The organism is Kutzneria chonburiensis, from assembly GCF_028622115.1.
Taxonomy (GTDB): Bacteria; Actinomycetota; Actinomycetes; order Mycobacteriales; family Pseudonocardiaceae; genus Kutzneria; species Kutzneria chonburiensis.
Window position 1 is genome coordinate 7,600,875 of sequence record NZ_CP097263.1, and the last position, 17,817, is coordinate 7,618,691.

The 17,817-nt window shown below is 70.7% G+C and carries 18 protein-coding genes, 2 tRNA genes and 1 other RNA gene; 15 read left to right on the forward strand and 6 right to left on the reverse strand.

The features are described from left to right. Positions 1-20: 20 nt before the first annotated feature. Positions 21-1,259, reverse strand: a complete 1,239-nt coding sequence (locus tag M3Q35_RS35040) for a M20 metallopeptidase family protein (RefSeq protein ID WP_273936813.1) — start codon at positions 1,257-1,259, stop codon at positions 21-23. 102 nt (positions 1,260-1,361) lie between these two features. Between M3Q35_RS35040 and M3Q35_RS35045 the strand changes: the two genes are divergently transcribed. From M3Q35_RS35045 to M3Q35_RS35055, 3 genes are all read left to right on the forward strand, one after another. Further along, positions 1,362-1,850 (forward strand): tRNA adenosine deaminase-associated protein, encoded by a 489-nt coding sequence (locus M3Q35_RS35045; protein WP_273936814.1) that lies wholly within the window; start codon positions 1,362-1,364, stop codon positions 1,848-1,850. After that, positions 1,837-2,298 carry a nucleoside deaminase gene (locus tag M3Q35_RS35050; RefSeq protein ID WP_273936815.1) on the forward strand — a complete coding sequence of 154 codons (462 nt, stop codon included), beginning with the start codon at positions 1,837-1,839 and terminating at the stop codon, positions 2,296-2,298. The genes M3Q35_RS35045 and M3Q35_RS35050 overlap by 14 nt, the downstream gene beginning before the upstream one ends. A 32-nt stretch (positions 2,299-2,330) precedes the next feature. Beyond that, positions 2,331-2,415 (forward strand) — tRNA-Ser (locus M3Q35_RS35055). A gap of 48 nt (positions 2,416-2,463) precedes the next feature. Here M3Q35_RS35055 and M3Q35_RS35060 read toward each other — a convergent pair. After that, positions 2,464-2,919 carry a hypothetical protein gene (locus M3Q35_RS35060; protein ID WP_273936816.1) on the reverse strand — a complete coding sequence of 152 codons (456 nt, stop codon included), beginning with the start codon at positions 2,917-2,919 and terminating at the stop codon, positions 2,464-2,466. A gap of 208 nt (positions 2,920-3,127) precedes the next feature. Here M3Q35_RS35060 and M3Q35_RS35065 point away from each other — a divergent pair, with 208 nt between their 5' ends. The 8 genes from M3Q35_RS35065 to M3Q35_RS35100 all read left to right on the forward strand — a co-directional run bounded on the left by M3Q35_RS35065 (position 3,128) and on the right by M3Q35_RS35100 (position 12,103). Next, the gene (locus tag M3Q35_RS35065; RefSeq protein WP_379794405.1) at positions 3,128-5,593 is read left to right on the forward strand and encodes an endonuclease/exonuclease/phosphatase family protein; all 2,466 of its coding nucleotides are present in this window, start codon (positions 3,128-3,130) and stop codon (positions 5,591-5,593) included. A gap of 68 nt (positions 5,594-5,661) precedes the next feature. Further along, positions 5,662-6,255, forward strand: coding sequence for a helix-turn-helix domain-containing protein (locus M3Q35_RS35070; RefSeq protein WP_273936817.1), 594 nt, complete (start codon positions 5,662-5,664; stop codon positions 6,253-6,255). A gap of 36 nt (positions 6,256-6,291) precedes the next feature. After that, complete coding sequence (locus M3Q35_RS35075) at positions 6,292-7,410, forward strand: NAD(P)/FAD-dependent oxidoreductase (RefSeq protein WP_273944585.1); 1,119 nt, start codon at positions 6,292-6,294, stop codon at positions 7,408-7,410. After that, on the forward strand, positions 7,407-7,598 hold the full coding sequence (locus M3Q35_RS35080) for a 2Fe-2S iron-sulfur cluster-binding protein (RefSeq protein ID WP_273936818.1): 192 nt from the start codon (positions 7,407-7,409) through the stop codon (positions 7,596-7,598). The genes M3Q35_RS35075 and M3Q35_RS35080 overlap by 4 nt, the downstream gene beginning before the upstream one ends. Continuing rightward, a complete protein-coding gene (locus tag M3Q35_RS35085) occupies positions 7,595-8,818 on the forward strand; it encodes an NAD(P)/FAD-dependent oxidoreductase (RefSeq protein ID WP_273936819.1) in 1,224 nt (407 codons plus the stop codon). The genes M3Q35_RS35080 and M3Q35_RS35085 overlap by 4 nt, the downstream gene beginning before the upstream one ends. After that, positions 8,815-9,681, forward strand: coding sequence for a dihydrodipicolinate synthase family protein (locus tag M3Q35_RS35090; protein WP_273936820.1), 867 nt, complete (start codon positions 8,815-8,817; stop codon positions 9,679-9,681). The genes M3Q35_RS35085 and M3Q35_RS35090 overlap by 4 nt, the downstream gene beginning before the upstream one ends. A 1-nt stretch (position 9,682) precedes the next feature. Beyond that, complete coding sequence (locus M3Q35_RS35095; RefSeq protein WP_273936822.1) at positions 9,683-10,672, forward strand: proline racemase family protein; 990 nt, start codon at positions 9,683-9,685, stop codon at positions 10,670-10,672. 12 nt (positions 10,673-10,684) lie between these two features. Next, positions 10,685-12,103, forward strand: a complete 1,419-nt coding sequence (locus tag M3Q35_RS35100; RefSeq protein ID WP_273936823.1) for an aminopeptidase P family protein — start codon at positions 10,685-10,687, stop codon at positions 12,101-12,103. On the opposite strand, the gene M3Q35_RS35105 is transcribed toward M3Q35_RS35100, so the two are convergent. Further along, positions 12,081-12,395 carry a hypothetical protein gene (locus M3Q35_RS35105; RefSeq protein WP_273936824.1) on the reverse strand — a complete coding sequence of 105 codons (315 nt, stop codon included), beginning with the start codon at positions 12,393-12,395 and terminating at the stop codon, positions 12,081-12,083. The genes M3Q35_RS35100 and M3Q35_RS35105 overlap by 23 nt on opposite strands. 85 nt (positions 12,396-12,480) lie before the next feature. Between M3Q35_RS35105 and M3Q35_RS35110 the strand changes: the two genes are divergently transcribed. Further along, positions 12,481-12,567, forward strand: a tRNA-Ser gene (locus M3Q35_RS35110). A gap of 49 nt (positions 12,568-12,616) precedes the next feature. On the opposite strand, the gene M3Q35_RS35115 is transcribed toward M3Q35_RS35110, so the two are convergent. Both M3Q35_RS35115 and M3Q35_RS35120 read right to left on the reverse strand, forming a co-directional pair. Beyond that, positions 12,617-13,063 carry a hypothetical protein gene (locus M3Q35_RS35115; RefSeq protein ID WP_273936825.1) on the reverse strand — a complete coding sequence of 149 codons (447 nt, stop codon included), beginning with the start codon at positions 13,061-13,063 and terminating at the stop codon, positions 12,617-12,619. A 71-nt stretch (positions 13,064-13,134) separates the two neighbouring features. Beyond that, positions 13,135-13,395: a hypothetical protein gene (locus M3Q35_RS35120; RefSeq protein ID WP_273936826.1), complete on the reverse strand. Its 261-nt coding sequence runs from the start codon at positions 13,393-13,395 to the stop codon at positions 13,135-13,137. A gap of 72 nt (positions 13,396-13,467) precedes the next feature. On the opposite strand from M3Q35_RS35120, the gene ffs reads away from it, so the two are divergent. Together ffs and M3Q35_RS35130 are read left to right on the forward strand one after the other, a co-directional pair. Continuing rightward, positions 13,468-13,564, forward strand: an RNA gene (gene ffs, locus M3Q35_RS35125) — signal recognition particle sRNA small type. 55 nt (positions 13,565-13,619) lie between these two features. Further along, a complete protein-coding gene (locus M3Q35_RS35130) occupies positions 13,620-15,668 on the forward strand; it encodes a DNA polymerase III subunit gamma and tau (protein ID WP_273936827.1) in 2,049 nt (682 codons plus the stop codon). Here M3Q35_RS35130 and M3Q35_RS35135 read toward each other — a convergent pair. Further along, the gene (locus M3Q35_RS35135) at positions 15,649-17,406 is read right to left on the reverse strand and encodes an alpha/beta fold hydrolase (protein ID WP_273936828.1); all 1,758 of its coding nucleotides are present in this window, start codon (positions 17,404-17,406) and stop codon (positions 15,649-15,651) included. The two genes, M3Q35_RS35130 and M3Q35_RS35135, sit on opposite strands and share 20 nt — an antisense overlap. A gap of 84 nt (positions 17,407-17,490) precedes the next feature. On the opposite strand from M3Q35_RS35135, the gene M3Q35_RS35140 reads away from it, so the two are divergent. Further along, positions 17,491-17,817 carry a YbaB/EbfC family nucleoid-associated protein gene (locus tag M3Q35_RS35140; RefSeq protein WP_273944586.1) on the forward strand — a complete coding sequence of 109 codons (327 nt, stop codon included), beginning with the start codon at positions 17,491-17,493 and terminating at the stop codon, positions 17,815-17,817.

The window sequence follows — 17,817 nt, forward strand, 5'->3', positions numbered from 1 at the left end:
GGCGAAACCACCCCGGGTGTTTAACGCAGCGCGTCCAGCGCGAACGCTGCGTACATGGCCACGCCGTGCTCCATCGCGGCCTCGTCGAACAGCACCCGGTTGGAGTGGTTGGGGGCGGCCTCGTCCAGCCCGATGGACGGCGGGCAGGCGCCGAGGAAGGCCATCGTGCCGGGAATCTGCCTGGTCACGTACGAGAAGTCCTCGGCGCCCATCATCGGCTCGGCCATCGGCTCGCTGTAGCGCTGCCCCAGCACGCCGGCGGCCAGGCCGAGCACCGTGTCGGCCACGCCGGCGTCGTTGACGGTGATCGGGTAGCCGCGCTCGATCTGGAACGTGGCCGAGCAGCCGTAGGCCGCCGCCGTGTGCTCGCAGATCCGCTTGGCCTCGGTGTGCACCTCGGAGCGGGTGGTCTCGGAGAAGGTGCGGATCGTGCCCTCCAGCTCGGCCAGCTCCGGGATGATGTTGCTGGTGGTGCCGGCGGCGATCTTGGCCACGGTGAGCACGGCCGGCTCGGTGGTGGCGATCCGGCGGGTGATCATCGTCTGCAGGGCGCCGACCATCGCCGCCGCGGCCGGCACCGGGTCCAGCGCCTTGTGCGGCTGCGAGGCGTGACCGCCGCGGCCGATCACCCGCACCCGGAACACGTCGGCCGCCGCCATGATCGGACCCGGCCGGCTCGTGATCACCCCGGACCGCACGGTCGACGTGATGTGCAGGGCGAACGCCTTGTTGGCCAGCAGGCCGGAGGCGCCGAGGACACCCTCGTCGATCATGTGCTTGGCCCCGTGGTGGCCCTCCTCGCCCGGCTGGAACATGAAGACGACGTGGCCGTTGAGGGCCTCCTTGCGGGCACACAGCAGCCGGGCCGCCGACGCGAGCATCGCCACGTGGGTGTCGTGGCCGCAAGCGTGCATCGTCCCGTGCACCTCGGACGCGAACGCGCAACTGGTCTGCTCCGTCAGAGGCAGTGCATCCATGTCCGCACGAAGCAGCACGGTCGGGCCCGGTCGTGCGCCGTGCAGGACCGCGACCACCGAGTCCGTCGACTTGCCCGTGGTGATCTCCAGCGGCAGACCCTCCAGCGCGTGCAGCACCGCCGCCTGCGTCAGCGGAAGCCTCAGACCCAGCTCAGGCCGCTTGTGCACCTGCCGTCGCAGCGCCACCGTCCGTGGTTGCAGCGCCCTGGCGGCCTCGATGAGACCAGCGAGCCTGGGGTCACCTGACTGGGTGGTTGCTGGGCGTGCCGCTGAAGTGGTCATCCAGCCATGGTCCCACCGGAACCACCGTCCGGCCGATCTCCGTGGGGCCAGCTTGGGGGATAGTGCTTCCGGGTGACCGGCCCGTGCGCTTACGGTGTGCACATGTCGGTGCACGAGCCGGTCGGTGGTTTCGGTGTCGCCGTCGTCCGCGAGGACGGCAAATGGCGCTGCAGCTCGCTCGAACTGGCCACACTGAACGAGCTCGACGCCGCCATCACCGCCCTGCGCAAGATCAGGTCGACCGGGGCGCTGTTCGGCATGCTCAACGTCGACGACGAGTTCTTCGTGCTGCTGCGGCCCAGTCCCGGCGGGGTGTCCCTGCTACTGTCCGACGCCGCCGCCGCGCTGGACTACGACATCGCCGCCGACGTGCTCGACCTGCTGCGCGTCGAGCCGCCCGACGATGAGGACGACGGGCTGTGGCCCGAGGGCGACCTGGCCATCCTCGCCGATCTCGGGCTGCCCGACGGCGAGCTCCAGGTGATCGTCGACGAGGTCGACCTCTACCCCGACGAGCAGTTGCAGATGATCGCCCAGCGCTGTGGTTTCAGCTCCGAGTTCGCCGCGCTCGTCGACCGTGTCCAGCAGTGACGAGGCGCTGGTCCGGGCGGCCATCCGGGCCGCTCGCCAGGCCGGCGACGACATCCCCATCGGCGCCGTGGTCGTCGACCGTGACGGCCGGGAGCTCGCTTCCGCCTGCAACGCCCGTGAGCGCCTCGGCGATCCCACCGCCCATGCCGAGATCCTCGCCCTCCGCGCCGCCGCCGGCGTCCTCGGCGACGGTTGGCGCCTCGAGGGCTGCACCCTCGCCGTCACCGTCGAACCTTGCACCATGTGCGCCGGCGCCCTCGTCCTGGCCCGCGTCTCCCGCGTCGTCTTCGGCGCTTGGGAACCCAAGACCGGCGCCGTCGGCTCCCTCTGGGACGTCGTCCGCGACCGCCGCCTCAACCACCGCCCCGAGGTCCTCGGCGGCGTCCTCTCACAGGAGTGCGCCGCCCTCATGGACTCCTTCTTCGCCGCCCGCCGCCCCCACGTGTAAACCCCTGGAACGCCTCCTGTAATGTTCTTACCGGTGGCGTGTCCGAGCGGCCGAAGGAGCACGCCTCGAAAGCGTGTGAGGGGAGACCCTCCGTGGGTTCAAATCCCACCGCCACCGCTGCACGAAGCCCCGGCAACCGAACCTGGTTGCCGGGGCTTCGTCGTGTCAGCGGCGAACGACCGGCGGCCGGTAGTGGATGCGGATCAGGATCAGCACGCCGACAACGGCGTAGGCGAGCAGAACGGCGCCGGCGGTGGCGCGGAACGGGGCGACCAGGGTGGCGTAGTGCTCAGCGGCGCTGAGGGGAAGAGGGCTGGAGAGGCGGCCGCGGGAGGGCATGGCGGATATGGCGCTCACGATGACGACGGCGCCGGCCAGCCCGAGTAGGAGGTCGAGCAGGAGCAGGCGCTTGGCCGCCGTGGAGAAGCGGTGCAGCGTGCGGTAGGTGCTGTCGTGGCTGGTTCCGCGCAGCGCGAAGAAGCCGATCAGCACGACGGGTACGAGGGCCGAGGCCATCGCGAGCGGGCTGAGGGGCATCGCGGGGCCCAGGACGAGCGACAGCACGAAGGCGGCGACGGCCAAAGCCGCGCCTGAGAACGATAAGACGATCAACCACTTCATGACGGGAGTCCCCCTCCGGCGGCGGGTTGTCGAAGTCCCGCCACCACTTGATACGAGGGAGGGGCACAGTGTCGGGTTCCGCCCCTGTGACCTAGAAGACCGAAGTTGCCGCCCTTCGTACTACCAGGTAACCGTTGCGCAAAAGCCTTCCGGCGTTCACTCAACCGGGGGAGGATGCCCCGACCACTGAGCTAGTAGGAGGACGAGGGTGACCCCATCTCCACACCGCCGCAGAGCCATGGCCGGCACGGCGGTGACCGCGCTGTTGTCGGCCGGCCTGGTCGTCACGGCGGCCCCGGTGTCCGCGGCGCCGAGTGCCGATGCCCTGATCGCCGAGGTCTACGGGGGCGGCGGCAACACCACCGCGACCCTGACCTCCGACTACGTCGAGCTGGCCAACCGGTCAACGGCGGCGGTGTCGGTCGACGGCTGGAGCGTGCAGTACCTGCCGGCGGCCCCGAAGCCGACGAGCACCTGGCAGACGACGGCGCTGACGGGCAGTGTCGCCCCGGGTGCGAAGTACCTGGTGGGCGAGGCGAAGGGCACGGGCGGCTCGACGGCGCTGCCGACCCCGGACGCGACCGGCAACATCAACATGTCGGCGACGGCGGGCACGGTGGCTCTGGTGTCCGGCTCGGACCCGCTGACCTGCCTGACGGCGGCGGACTGCGCGGCCGACCCGAGGGTGCACGACCTGGTGGGCTTCGGCGGCGCTGTGGTGGTGGAGGGCACGAGCGCCCCGGCCCCGAGCAACACGACGGCGGTGTCCCGGACGGCGGGAGACACCGACGACAACAGCAAGGACTTCGCGACGGCCACCCCGGCGCCGACGAACAGCAAGGGTGAGACCACGGGTGGCGGCCCGACGCCGCCGACCGGGATCCCGGCCCGCATCCACGACATCCAGGGCACGACCCGCCTCTCGCCGCTGGTCGGCAAGCAGGTCAGCGACGTGCCGGGCATCGTGACGGGCGTCCGCACCTTCGGCAACAGCCAGGGCTTCTTCTTCCAGGACCCGACGCCGGACGCCGACCCGCGCACCAGCGAGGGCATCTTCGTCTACACCGGCTCGGCCAAGGCCACCGTCCAGCCGGGCGACTCGATCAAGGTCTCGGGCAAGGTCTCGGAGTTCTACCCGGACGAGTCCGGCGCGAAGTCGCTGTACCAGTCCAACACGGAGCTGGGCTCGGCCACAGTCACCGTGCTGTCGAGTGGCAACCCGCTGCCGCCGGCCGAGGTCCTGCACCCGGATACGGTGCCGACGACGTTCGCCCCGACCGGCGGCAACATCGAGGGTCTGACGCTCCAACCGGACAAGTACGCGCTGGACTTCTTCGAGTCGCGTGAGGGCATGCGGGTCGAGGTGGACGACGCCCGCGTGGTCGGCCCGACCGACAAGTTCAACGAGCTGTACGTGACGACGAAGCCGGCGCAGAACCCGAGCGTCCGCGGCGGCACGGTCTACCTGGGCTATGACGACAACAACGCGGGCCGGCTCGAGGTGCAGTCGCTGATCCCGTTCGCCCAGACGCCCTTCCCCAAGGCCAACGTGGGCGACAAGCTCACGGGCGCGACCGCGGGCCCGCTGGACTACACCCAGTTCGGCGGCTACGTGGTGCAGGCAACCCAGCTGGGCAGCCTCGTCTCTGGCGGTCTCCAGCCGGAGACCACGGACAAGCAGACCGTGGACGAGCTGGCGGTGGCCACGTACAACGTGGAGAACCTGGCGCCGACCGACGCGCAGGCCAAGTACGACCGCCTGGCCACGAACCTGGTGCACAACCTGGCCGGGCCGGACATCGTGTCGCTGGAGGAGATCCAGGACAACTCGGGCGCCACTGACGACGGCACCGTCGCGGCCGACCAGACTCTGCAGAAGTTCGCCGACGCCGTGGTGGCGGCGGGCGGCCCGAAGTACAAGTGGACGGAGATCGATCCGACCAACGACGCCGACGGCGGCCAGCCGGGCGGCAACATCCGGATCGCCTTCTTCTACAACCCGAAGCGGGTGTCCCTTGTGGACCGTCCGGGCGGTGACGCGACCACCGCGACGACGATCGTCGACAACCACGGCAAGGCCGAGTTGTCGATCTCGCCCGGCCGTGTCGACCCGACCAACCCGGCCTGGAACGCCAGCCGCAAGCCGCTGGCGGCGGAGTTCCGGTTCCAGGGCCGTGAGGTCATCGTGATCGGCAACCACCTCGTGTCCAAGCTCGGCGACCAGCCGGACGTCGGCCGCAACCAGCCGCCGACGCGTGGCTCGGAGGTGCAGCGCGGGCAGCAGACGGCGGCGCTGCGCGCGTTCGTCGACCAGATCCTGGCGGTGAACCAGAAGGCCAACATCGTCATCCCGGGCGACTTCAACGACATGCAGTTCTCGCCGACGGTGGCCACCCTGACCGCCGGTGGCGCGCTGCGTGACCTGGTGAACGAGCTGCCGGCGAACCAGCGCTACAGCTACGTCTACCAGGGCAACTCGGAGGTGCTGGACCACCTGCTGGTCAGCACCGCGCCGCGTGGTGTCGAGTACGACGTCGTGCACGTCAACTCGGAGTTCTTCGACCAGGCCAGCGACCACGACCCGCAGGTGGTCCGGTTCCGGCCGAGCACCGGCAACGAGTTCCTCGACCAGCTGCTCGACCTGGCGCACTGCTTCGCGCCGCCGGCCAAGTAGCACTGCTTGGAAGGGGCCCTTCCTGACGTTGAACGTCGGGTTGGGCCCCTTCATGTCATTGTGGGGGCGTGACTCAGCCGAAGGCCGGCCAGGTGTTGGCGGCGAACCTGAAGGTGCTGCGCGAGCGCAGTGGCCTGTCGCTGTCCGAACTGGCCCGCCGGTCGGGCATCGCCAAGGGCACGCTGTCCCAGCTGGAGTCCGGCGCCGGCAATCCGACCATCGAGACTGTGTTCAGTTTGTCGAACGCCCTGAGCGTGCCGGTGTCGAGCCTGCTGACGTTGCGCAGCGACCCGGACGTGGTGCTGATCCGTTCCGCCGACCTGGAGGTGCTCAGCAGCAACGCGGTCGACCTGCGGATGCTGCGCCGCCTCGACGTCACCGAGACCGTGTTCGAGATGTACGACCAGCGGGTCCGGCCCGGGCAGCAGCAGCATTCGGACGGCCACGCCGGCATCGAGCACGTCACGGTGGTCACCGGCCGGCTGCTGATCGGCCCGCCGGACGACCCGTACGAACTCGGCCCCGGCGACTACGTGAGCTTCCCGGCCGACCGCCCGCACATCTACCGCGCGGTCGACGGGCCGGTGCTGTCGGTGCTGCTGCTCCAGTACCCGGCCGATGCCGGCCCGCCGGCCTTGACCTGTGCCACCACCGACCCGTAGCGTTCATTTTAACGAACGGAGGTGGCCGTGCGCGTGGTGGTCGTCGGGGCGGGAGTGATCGGTGCGGCCTGCGCCGAGGCGCTCAGCGCCGCCGGCGTGACCGTCACGGTGGTCGACCGCAGCGGCCCGGCGGCCGGCACGACCGGGGCCGGCGAGGGCAACGTGCTGGTCTCGGACAAGGAACCGGGCCCGGAACTTGAACTGGCCCAGGCATCTCGTCGGCAACTCCCGATCCTCCTGGCCAAGCTGGCCGGGGAACTCGGCCAGGCCGACGTGGAATGGCAGCCCAAGGGCGGTCTCGTCGTCGCCACCACTGATCCCCGGCCACTGCACGATTTCGCCGCCCGGCAACGAGAAGCCGGCGTCACCGCCCACGAGATCACCGCCGGCCAGGCCCTCGAACTCGAACCCAACCTCACCCGCGAGATCACCGCGGCCGTCCACTATCCCGAGGACGGCCAGGTGCAACCCGTGCTGCTGGCCACCACGCTGCTCTCCGCCGTGCGGCAGCGTGGCGGCCAGCTCCTATCTGGCGTGACGGCGACCGGTGTCAGCAGAAACGCGCTGCTCACAGATCGCGGTGCCATTGCTTGTGATCACGTCGTCAACGCCTGCGGCCCGTGGGCCGGCGAGTTTGCGGCCAACGCCGGCGCGCCGATCCCGGTGCTGCCCCGACGAGGCCTGATCCTGGTGACCACGCCGGTGAAAGACCTGGTGCGGCACAAGGTGTACGACGCCGATTACGTCGGCGCGGTGGCCAGCGGCGACGCCGATCTCCAGACCTCGACCGTGGTGGAGTCGACGCCGGCCGGCACGGTGCTGATCGGCTCCAGCCGGCAGCGCGTCGGCTTCGACGACACCATCCAGGTCGATGTCCTGCGCGAGCTCGCTCGCAAGGCGATCCGGCTCTTTCCCAAGCTGCGCAAGGTGAACGTGATGCGCGCCTACGGCGGTTTCCGGCCGTACCTGCCGGATCACCTCCCGGTCATCGGCCAGGACCACCGCGTGCCGGGCCTCTGGCACGCCACCGGCCACGAAGGCGCCGGCATCGGCCTGGCCGTGGCCACCGGACGACTGCTGACGGAGCTGATGACCGGCCAAAAGCCCCACGTCGACCCGAAACCGTTCCGCGTCGACCGGCCAGGTCTGGCATGAACGTCACGGTCAACGGCGAGCCGCGCACGGTCGAACCCGGCCGGACGATCGCGGCGGTGGTGCCCGATATCGGCGTCTTCTGCGCGATCGGCGTCTGCCACGGCTGCCTGGTCACGGTCAATGACGTGCCGGATGTCCGGGCCTGCCAACGGATTCTGCGCGACGGCGACGAGGTGAGCACGCGATGACCGTCGTCGTGGTCGGCGCGGGACCGGCCGGCGTCAACGCGGCCGTCACGGCGGCGCGGGCCGGCGAGGAGGTGCTGCTGATCGACTCCGCGCCGGGGATCGGCGGCCAGTACCACCGGCAATCCTTCCGTGCCAAGGAAATCCGGGTAAATCACGACCGCGTGCGACACCTCCCGGACACGAGCGTCTGGGCGATCGAGGGCAATCGCCTGCACCTCACCGGATCCCGTGTCGTCACGGCGGACAAGCTGATCCTGGCCACCGGGGCCTACGACCGCACGCTGCCGTTCCCCGGTTGGGACCTGCCCGGGGTCTACACCGCCGGCGCGGCCCAGGCGATGGCCAAAGGCCAACATATTGCCTTGGGGCACAAAGTGATCGTCGCCGGCACCGGGCCGTTCCTGCTGCCGGTCGCCAGCTCGCTCATGGACGTCGGCGCCAGGGTGAAGGTCTTCGAGGCCAACGCCCCGTCACGGAACTGGCTCAGGGAACCGAAAGCGCTCATCGCCGGCCGCCGCAAACTGCTGGAACTGGCCCAGTACGCCAAAGTCGCGCCGCACTACCGTGAACGGACAGCGGTGATCGCCGCCCACGGCGACGACCGCGTCCGCGAAGTCACCGTCGCGGCCCTCGACAACGACTGGAATCCCATACGCACCAAGCAGATCCCAGCCGATGCGGTCTGTGTCGGCTACGGTTTCGTCCCGCAGCTGGAGCTGGCGATCGCCGCCGGCTGCCACATCAGCAACGGCTTCGTCACCATCGACGAGAAGCAGAGAACCTCGGTGCCGTGGGTCTTCGCGGCCGGCGAGATCACCGGCATCGGTGGCGCGGAACTGGCCGCGCACCAGGGCATCATCGCCGGCGCAGGGGCCGCCGGCGTGCAACTCGGCCTCACCGCCGACCGGACCTTCGCCGACGCCCTGACCAGGGTTTATCCAGTCAAAGAAAACTGGCGCAGCTGGCTGACGGACGACACAATCATCTGCCGCTGCGAACGCGTCACGCACCGAAAACTGCGGGCAGCGACCGAAGGCCTCACCGCGACCAGGTCGGTCAAGCTGGCCAGCCGCGCCGGCCTCGGCGTGTGCCAGGGCCGGATCTGCGGCCACACCGTCGCCGACCTGCTCGACCTCGACCCGACCAGCTTCCAGCGCCGGCCGATCGCCACCCCGATCCCGCTCGGCGACCTCGCCGCCAACCCCGTGGAGGAATCGTGATCTTCGATGGAGTGGTCGTCGCGACCGCCCTGCCGTACCACGACGACCTGAGCGTCGACTACGACCGCTACGCCGAGCACTGCCGCTGGCTGATCGACAACGGCTGCCACGGCATCGGCCCGAACGGCTCGCTCGGCGAATACTCGTCGCTGACCGACGAAGAACGCCGCCGCGTGGCCAAGACCGCGATCGACACCGTCGGCGACGACGGCATCGTGGTCGTCGGTGTGCATGCCCCCGGCTCGCACCAGGCCCGGCGCTGGGCCGAGCTCGCTGCCGAGGACGGCGCGGACGGCCTGCTCTGCCTGCCGCCGACCATGTACCGCGCCAACGAATCCGAGGTCGTCAACCACTTCGCCGCGGTCGCGGAAGTCGGCCTGCCGGTGATGGTCTACAACAACCCGTTCGACACCAAGGTCGATCTCACGCCGAAGCTGCTGGCCGAGATCGCCCAGCTCGACAACGTGCTGGCGGTCAAGGAGTTCTCCGGCGACGTCCGCCGCGTGCTGGAGATCCGTGAGCAGGCCCCGGAGCTCGCGGTGATCGCCGGCGCGGACGACGTGCTGCTGGAGGCCGTGCTGATGGGCGCGACCGGCTGGTTCGCCGGCTTCCCCAACGCCTACCCGGCCGAGTCGGTCGAGCTGTTCAACCTGGCCAAGGCGGGCCGTCTCGAGGAGGCGCGCAAGCTGTACGAGCGACTTGTCGCGGTGTTCCGCTGGGATTCGCGCACCGAGTTCGTGCAGGCCATCAAGTACGTGATGGACAAGATCGGCCGCTACGGCGGCCCTTGCCGGCCGCCGCGCGGCCCGCTGACCGAGGCGCACCAGCGGCAGCTGGACGCCGACCTGGCGCGGGTGGTCTGAGGTGCGGGCCAGCAGGTACTTCACCGCCGTCGACTCACACACCGAGGGCATGCCGACGCGCGTGATCACCGGCGGCATCGGGCCAATCCCCGGCGCCACAATAGCCGAGCGACGCGAGCACTTCGTCCAGCACATGGACCACATCCGGCAGCTCCTGGTCAACGAGCCGCGTGGGCACGCCGCCATGAGCGGCGCGATCCTCCAGCCGCCGACGCGGGCGGACGCCGACTGGGGCGTGCTGTACATCGAGGTCTCCGGCTGCCTGCCGATGTGCGGTCACGGCACGATCGGGGTCGCGACCGTGCTGGTCGAGACCGGCATGGTCGCCGTAACGGAGCCCGTGACGACCGTGCGGCTGGACACCCCGGCCGGCCTGGTCGTCGCCGAGGTCAACGTGCGTGACGGCCGTGCGGAATCGGTGCGGTTCCAGAACGTGCCGGCGTACGTGCACGAGCTCGATGCCGTCGTGGACGTGCCCGGACTGGGCGAAGTCCGCTACGACATGGCCTACGGTGGCAACTTCTATGCGATCCTGCCGATCGAGTCGATCGGCATCTCCTTCGACGTCAAGGAGAAGGAGCAGATGCTGACGTCTGGACTGTCCATCATGGACGCCATCAACGCGCAGCGGCGGCCGGTGCACCGCGAAGACCCCGGCATCGCCGGCTGCAAGCACGTGCAGCTGGTCGCGCCGGGAAGCGGCGGCAGCGACGCCCGCAACGCCATGGTCATCCACCCCGGCTGGTTCGACCGATCGCCGTGCGGCACCGGTACCAGCGCGCGGATGGCGCAACTGCACGCGCGCGGCGAGCTGCCGCTGAACACCGACTTCGTGAACGAGTCGCTGCTGGGCACCCGATTCATCGGGCGGCTCGTGGCCGAGACGTCACGGGGCGTGACCCCGACGATCGAAGGCCGCGCTTGGCTGACCGGCATGGCACAGTACCTGCTGGACCCAACCGACCCGTTCCCGAACGGGTTCACGCTGTGAGGAGTGCTCGACATGACTGATCGGCCGGCGAGGCGAGACCCGTCCAGGCTGGTCGAGGCGACCGGTTTCCGGTCCTCGGTCGGCACCGGCTGGGGCGACGCCGCGCGGGAGGTCCGGCTGACCCCGGGCGCCGCCGAGGCCGCCGCCGCGCACCGGGCCAAGCTGTCCGCGGAGTTCCCCGGCCAGCGCATCGCCGTCGCGTCCGGGCGGGCCCCCGTGCGGGCCAACGACACCGACTACGACTTCCGCCCGGACAGCGACTTCTCGTGGCTTACCGGCTGCAATGCCGAAGGCGCAGTGCTGCTGATGCTGCCGGTCTCCGGCGGTCACGAGGCCGTACTGCTGCTCCGTGAGCCGGCGCGTCCAGGAGACCCGGAGTTCTTCGGCAGCGCCCGCGACGGCGAGCTGTGGATCGGGCCGGTGCCCGGCCTCGCCGAGTGGGGCGCGGCGCTCGGCCTGACGTGTCGGCGGATCGAGGATCTGCCTGGTCTGCTGCGTGGCCAGCACCCTTCCGTGAACGCGACCGGCGGCGTCGAGCCAATGCTGGACGCCCTCGGCTACGGCAACAGCGCCGGCTTGCGCACCACCCTGGCCGAGCTGCGCCGGTTCAAGGACGCGTGGGAGGTCGGCCAGCTCCAGGCGGCCGTTGACGCCACCGTGCTCGGCTTCGCCGAGGTCGCCGCCGAACTGCCGATGGCGATCAAGGGCGGCGGCGAGCGCTGGCTCCAGGGCACCTTCGACCGTCGAGCCCGTACCAGCGGCAACGCCCCCGGCTACGCCTCGATCCTGGCCGCCGGGCCGCATGCGCCCGTGCTGCACTGGGTTCGCTGTGACGGCGACGTGCCGGCCGACGGGCTGCTGCTGATGGACGCCGGCGTCGAGGTCAACACCTACTACACGGCCGACGTGACCCGGACCTTCCCGGTCAGCGGCAAGTTCAGCGACCCGCAGCGGCAGGTGTACGAGCTCGTGCTCAAGGCCCACCTCGCCGCCATGGCCGACGTGCGTCCCGGCGTCGAGTACCGCGCCTTCCACCACACCGCCATGCGTGTGCTGGCCGAGGGCCTGCACGACTGGGGTCTGCTGCCCGTCTCCGTCGACGAGGCGCTCGACCCCGACGGGCAGCACCACCGGCGCTACATCGTCTGCGGCGTCGGCCACTACCTCGGTCTCGACGTGCACGACTGCGCCCAAGCCCGCGCCGAGACGTACCACGAGGGCACGCTCGCCGCCGGCATGGCGCTGACCGTCGAGCCCGGGTTGTACTTCCACCCCAACGACCTCACCGTGCCCCCGGAGCTGCGCGGGCTCGGCGTGCGCATCGAGGACGACCTCGTCGTCACCGACACCGGCGCCGACGTGCTGTCCAGCGCGCTGCCCATCACCGCCGCCGGCATCGAGGAGTGGGTCAGCGGCTGTCTTCGTGGCTGAGCTCCAGCTCCAACTGCGGTGACACGTGATCGGCCGCTGCCTGCCGGACCTGCGGCGAACGCAGGCAGCGGCCACACGTCACCGGATCGGTCGTCGGCACGAACCGGGTGAAGTCCCACGTCCCCGTGCCCACGTGGCAGCCCGGCGCCGGGATCAGCATCTCGCCCAGCCAGCGCTGTAAATGCACCGCGTGCACGGTCGTCGAACTGCCCAGCCGCCCGTTGCGCTGGTCGAACCGCTGCCGGGCGTTGGCCGCCGTCCCCTCCAGGAGCGCGCTCAACGGATCTGTCACCCCCTCAGCCTGGCACGCCGGTCTGACAATCGCCGCTGACCAGCCGTTTTGGCTGGTCAATACCCCCTCCGGTAAGCTCTCCCACGGAGGATTCGCATAGTGGCCTAGTGCGCACGACTGGAAATCGTGTTGGGGATTAAACCCCTCACGGGTTCAAATCCCGTATCCTCCGCAGGTCAGAGGCCCCGCCGTCAGGTGGGGCCTCTGCTGCGTTCAGGGGCCTACCGCTCCGGGGCCGACATCGACCGCCACCACCGGGTGATCGCCTCCACCAGCAGCATCGTCACGCCGAGTCCGCCACCGAGGATCGCCGCCGGCAGGAGAAAACCGAGCCAGCTGTCGGCCGGCTGCGTCTCGAACGCCCAGGCCCCGCCGACCGTGAGCAGCGAAGCCCAGACGGCGATGGCCTCGGCCGCGACCACCTCGCACAACGCCAGCCCGAGCGCGACGACAAAGGCGACCACGATCATCGCCGCCGCCACCATGCCCGGCCCCCAGATGAACCCGCCCAGCCAGCACCAGGCGGTGGGGCCCTCGGTGGCGCACTGATCATGGATGTGGTCCGTCACCGCCGTCCAGAACCAGCCGCAGCCCGCACCGAGCAGGGCGCCGACCACGCCGGCGAACAGCGGAATCAACTGCCGCCGGCGCGAGATCCATTCAGACACGCGACGATTCTGTCCAGCACAACGGCCGGCCGGACATCCGTAGTCCTACTCAAGACGGTTGGTGCTGGTCCTCAGCTACGGGCGCGGGTGCCGGCGTAGACGTACTTCCAGCGGCCGTTGCTCGGCTCGGCCGGCCGCTCGTAGACGATCACCGGTGACGCGGCCAGCGCGGCCTTCAGCTTCTCCCGGTTGCGCTCCTTGGGCAGCTGCGGGAACTCCCAGCGCGGCAGCGTCGGGACCCCGTCCCGCTGCGCCGGGACCTTGATCGTCCGGCCGTCCTCGGGACCGCCGAACAGCTCGATGTCGATCTCAAGCCGTGTGTCCTCAGCCATGGCCCGGCATCCTGCTCCCGATCCGCCGGGACCGCCCCTCGGAGCACCGGATCGGGGGACCCGCTACACTGTCGTTGGACCTCGTGCGGTGTCCATCCTGTGAACCTCCCCAGGGCCGGAAGGCAGCAAGGATAAGCGGGCTCTGACAGGTGCGCGGGGTCCCCTTTTTTGCCCGGACCAGGTCCGGCACCGAACTGTCGGACCACCGCAGTAGGGTCTTCCCCGTGGCGCTCGCCCTCTACCGCAAGTACCGGCCCGCGACCTTTGCCGAGGTCGTCGGCCAGGATCACGTCACCGAGCCGCTGCGGGCCGCGCTGGCCGCGGGGCGGGTGAATCACGCCTACCTGTTCTCCGGGCCGCGGGGCTGCGGCAAGACGTCCAGCGCCCGCATCCTGGCCCGGTCGCTGAACTGCGTGCAGGGCCCGACGCCGAACCCGTGCGGGGTGTGCAACTCCTGCATCGGACTGGCCCCGGGCGGCTCGGGCACGGTGGACGTGGTCGAGCTGGACGCGGCCAGCCACGGTGGCGTCGACGACGCCCGGGAACTGCGTGACCGAGCCTTCTACGCGCCCGCGGAGGCCCGCTACCGGGTCTTCATCATCGACGAGGCGCACATGGTCACCACGCAGGGCTTCAACGCCCTGCTGAAGATCGTGGAGGAGCCGCCGGAGCACCTGATCTTCGTCTTCGCCACCACGGAGCCGGAGAAGGTGCTGCCGACCATCCGGTCCCGCACCCACCACTACCCCTTCCGGCTGATCCCGCCGGGCACGCTGCGCGGCCTGCTGGAGAGCATCTGCGGCGACGAGGGCGTGAAGGTGGAGCCGGCGGTCTACCCGCTGGTGCTGCGCGCGGGCGGTGGCTCGGCCCGCGACACGCTGTCGGTGATGGACCAGCTGCTGGCCGGCGCGGGCGACGAGGGCGTCACGTACGAGCGGGCGATCTCGCTGCTCGGCGTGACCGACGTGGCCCTGATCGACGAGATGGTCCGCGGCCTGACTGCCAATGACGGCTCGGCCGTGTACGGCACACTGGACCGGGTCGTCGAGGCCGGCCACGACCCGCGCCGCTTCGCGGCTGACCTGTTGGAACGGCTGCGTGACCTGGTGCTGCTGTCCGCGGTGCCGGACGCCGGCCAGCGTGGGCTGATCAACGCGCCCGAGGACGAGCTGGCGCAGATGCAGGAGCAGGTCTCCGGCCTCGGCCCGGCCACGCTCACTCGCTACGCCGAGATCGTGCACGCCGGCCTGATCGAGATGCGCGGCGCGACCGCGCCGCGGCTGGTGCTGGAACTGCTGTGCTCCCGCATGATGCTGCCGGCCGCCAGCGCCACGGATGCCGCGCTGCTGCAACGGATCGAGCAGCTGGAGCACCGCCCAGTCGCCGCCGGCGGCGCGGTGGCGGCGGAGGCCCCGGTCGCGAGCAAGTTCCAGCGGCCGTCGCAGCGAACCGCCGAGCCCGAGCCGGCTGCCGCGCCCCAACCGACACCGGCCCAACCCACCCCGGTACAGCCGGTTCAAGCACCGCCGGTCGAGCCCGAGCCAGTGCCGCAGCCTGCGCAACCGGTCGTCCAGGCCCCTGCGCCGAGGCAGCCGGAACCCCAGGTCCAGCAGCCGGAGCCCGAGCCGGAACCGGTGGCTGCCCCGGCGAGCAGCGGAGCCACGGACGTGGCAGCGCTGCGCCGACTGTGGTCGCAGCTCCTGGCCGCGATCCCCAGCAAGTCCACGCAGGCCATGCTGATGAACGCCGCCGTGCAGTCGGTGGACGGCAACACCGTCACCATCGCGCACACCTCGGCCCCGCTTGCCCGCCGGCTGGCCGCTGCCCAGAACCAGGACGCCATCGCGGCGGCCGTGAGCAAGGTCGTCGGCGGCGACTGGCAGGTCAAGGTCGTGCACGGCGAAGCAGGCGGCGGGCCGGGCGCGATGGCCGCCCCGGTCGCGGCCCCGCCCCGCCAGCGTCCGGCCCCGACCCGGCCCAGCCAGGCCGCCCGCCCGCAGCCCGAGCCGACCCCGGCGCCCGCGCCGGTGGCCCGGCCGGCCGCGGGCCCGGCCGACGACATCCCGCTGCCGCCGGAGCCGGACGAGCCGTCCGAACCCGAGCCGGAACCGGAGCCGGAGACCGAGGAGCAGATGCTGGCCGAGGCGGCCCGCAAGCCGGAGCCCGGCGAGCTGGTCGACCGCCGCGACCCGCACGACGTGCTGCTGGCGATGCTCAACGAGGAGCTCGGCGCGGTGCCGATCGAGAAGAAGGCTAAGCCAGCAGGCGGCTGACGAACTCGATCGCCTTCGGATAGGTGGCCAGCTTGTTGTCCAGGTTGGCCATCTGGTGTCCCTCGTCGGCGTGCACCACCAGTTCGCACTCCACACCGTTGGCCCGCACGGCCGAGGCCAGCTGCTCGGCCTCGCTCAGCGGCACCCGCGGGTCGTTGGCCCCGTGCACCACGAACAGCGGCGCCCGGATCTGGTCGACCTTGTTCATCGGCGAGGCCTCCTCGAGGAAGTCCCGGTCGGTGTCCAGCCAGCCGTACTCCCGCTCCCGGACCCGCCGCCGGTAGGGCGAGGTGTTCTCCAGGAACGTCACGAGCGAGGAGATGCCGACGATGTCCACGCCGGCGGCCCACCGCTCCGGCAGGAAGGCCAGCCCGGCCAGCACCAGGTAGCCGCCGTAGGACCGGCCCCACAGCGCCACCTTGTCGGGGTCGACACCGATCGACGGCAGCCAGTCGTGCAGCACCGCGAGGTCCTGGACCGAGTCCAGCCGCTTGCGCCGGTCGTCGGCCGCGTAGTACGTCTTGCCGTAGCCGACGGATCCTCGGATGTTCGGCACCACGACCACGTGTCCGGCGGCGACCAGGCCCTGCACCAGCGGATCGAACCGCCGCTGCGACTGGCCCTCCGGGCCGCCGTGCAGGAACAGCACCGCGGACTTGCCGCTGCCGTAGACGAAACACGGGATCTGGCCGTTCGCCCGCACGTGCGTCGGCTCGACCATGCCGGCCAGCTGCGACCCGGTGTCGGTCAGCGGCGTGACCTTGGCCGACTCCAGGTCGACCAGCAGCACATCCATCGGGATCGTCGGCGAGCTGAAGGTCAGCGCCACGTACCGGGAGTTCGGCGAGAACACCGGCTCCGGCAGCGGGGACGAGGTCCAGCCGTCGGCCGGCAGCTGGATCTCGTCGAGCTGGCGGCCGGTCGCCTCGTGCACGGTCAGCCGGGCCACGCCGTCGACATTGGTCAGCACCAACAGCTTCTGCCCGTCCGGCGACAGCCAGCCGGTCACGTCGTGCTTGTCCGACGCGACCAGCCAGGTCCACGCCGCGGTGGCCAGGTCGTAGCGGACGATCGCCTTGAACTCGCGGTCCCGGTTGCTGGTGGCGATCAGGCCGGCGCCGTCGGGCAGCCAGCCGAGGTGGCCGATGTTGGTCTCCTCGGCCGCGCCGGTCAGCTCGGTCACACGGTCGGCCTCGGTCGCCGGCATGGTGTCGACCAGCAGTAGCTGCATCGAGTTGGCCTGGTCGATGCCGACCGTGGTGGCGACGTAGCGGCTGTCCGGGGACAGCTTGGCGTCGGCCGAGTAGCCGCCGCCGTCGTAGACGACCTCCTCGGCGCCGCTGAACAGGTTGCGCACCACGACGTCGAAGTCGACCTTGTTGCGGCGGTTGGTCGCATAGACCACCCGGCCCGGCCGCATGCTGACCAGCCGGTGGATGTACCGGTCGTCGTGCACGACCGGCTGATAGTCCGTGTCCCCGATGCGCAGCAGCGACAGCTGCCCGCGCTCGTTACCGCCGCTGTCGTGCTCGACGACCACGGCCCGTTCGCCCTTCACGTACCGGGCGGCGCTCACCCCGGTCAGGTGCGGCAGCGGGGTCGGCGTGCCGTCCGGCGCCAGCTCGACGAGCTGCACCCGGCCCGTCTCGTCCGAACCGGCCAGCACCCGCCCCTCGTCGTCGACGTCGAACGCCCGCCAGGTGTGCAGTTCCAGTAGTCGCTTCACGTCCAGCCCCATGGAGCCACCCTGTCACACCCGGCGACTACGCTGGTGCTGGTCAAACCGACGAGAGGAGCCGCGGTGCAGCCCGGCCAGCCCAACATGCAACAGATCCTGCAACAGGCCCAGCAGATGCAGCAGCAGCTGGTCAACGCCCAGCAGGAGCTGGCGGCCGCGGAGGTCACCGGCACCGCGGGCGGCGGCCTGGTGACCGCGACGGTGACCGGCGCCGGCGAGCTCAAGTCGCTGAGCATCGACCCCAAGGTGGTCGACCCCGACGACGTCGAGACGCTGTCCGACCTGGTCGTCGCGGCCGTGCGCGACGCCAACAACAACGCGCAGGCGCTGGCCGCGCAGAAGATGGGCCCGCTGGCCGGTGGCCTCGGCGGCGGGTTCGACCTCGGCGGCCTGAGCCTGCCCGGGTTCTGA

Bases quoted from the DNA above. Each gene is read 5' to 3' on its own strand.
- M3Q35_RS35085 (WP_273936819.1), top strand. From the start codon at position 7,595: ATGACCGTCGTCGTGGTCGGCGCGGGACCGGCCGGCGTCAACGCGGCC.
- M3Q35_RS35120 (WP_273936826.1), bottom strand. From the start codon at position 13,395: ATGGCTGAGGACACACGGCTTGAGATCGACATCGAGCTGTTCGGCGGT.
- M3Q35_RS35045 (WP_273936814.1), top strand. From the start codon at position 1,362: ATGTCGGTGCACGAGCCGGTCGGTGGTTTCGGTGTCGCCGTCGTCCGC.
- M3Q35_RS35140 (WP_273944586.1), top strand. From the start codon at position 17,491: ATGCAACAGATCCTGCAACAGGCCCAGCAGATGCAGCAGCAGCTGGTC.
- M3Q35_RS35060 (WP_273936816.1), bottom strand. From the start codon at position 2,919: ATGAAGTGGTTGATCGTCTTATCGTTCTCAGGCGCGGCTTTGGCCGTC.
- M3Q35_RS35100 (WP_273936823.1), top strand. From the start codon at position 10,685: ATGACTGATCGGCCGGCGAGGCGAGACCCGTCCAGGCTGGTCGAGGCG.
- M3Q35_RS35040 (WP_273936813.1), bottom strand. From the start codon at position 1,259: ATGACCACTTCAGCGGCACGCCCAGCAACCACCCAGTCAGGTGACCCC.
- M3Q35_RS35135 (WP_273936828.1), bottom strand. From the start codon at position 17,406: ATGGGGCTGGACGTGAAGCGACTACTGGAACTGCACACCTGGCGGGCG.
- M3Q35_RS35080 (WP_273936818.1), top strand. From the start codon at position 7,407: ATGAACGTCACGGTCAACGGCGAGCCGCGCACGGTCGAACCCGGCCGG.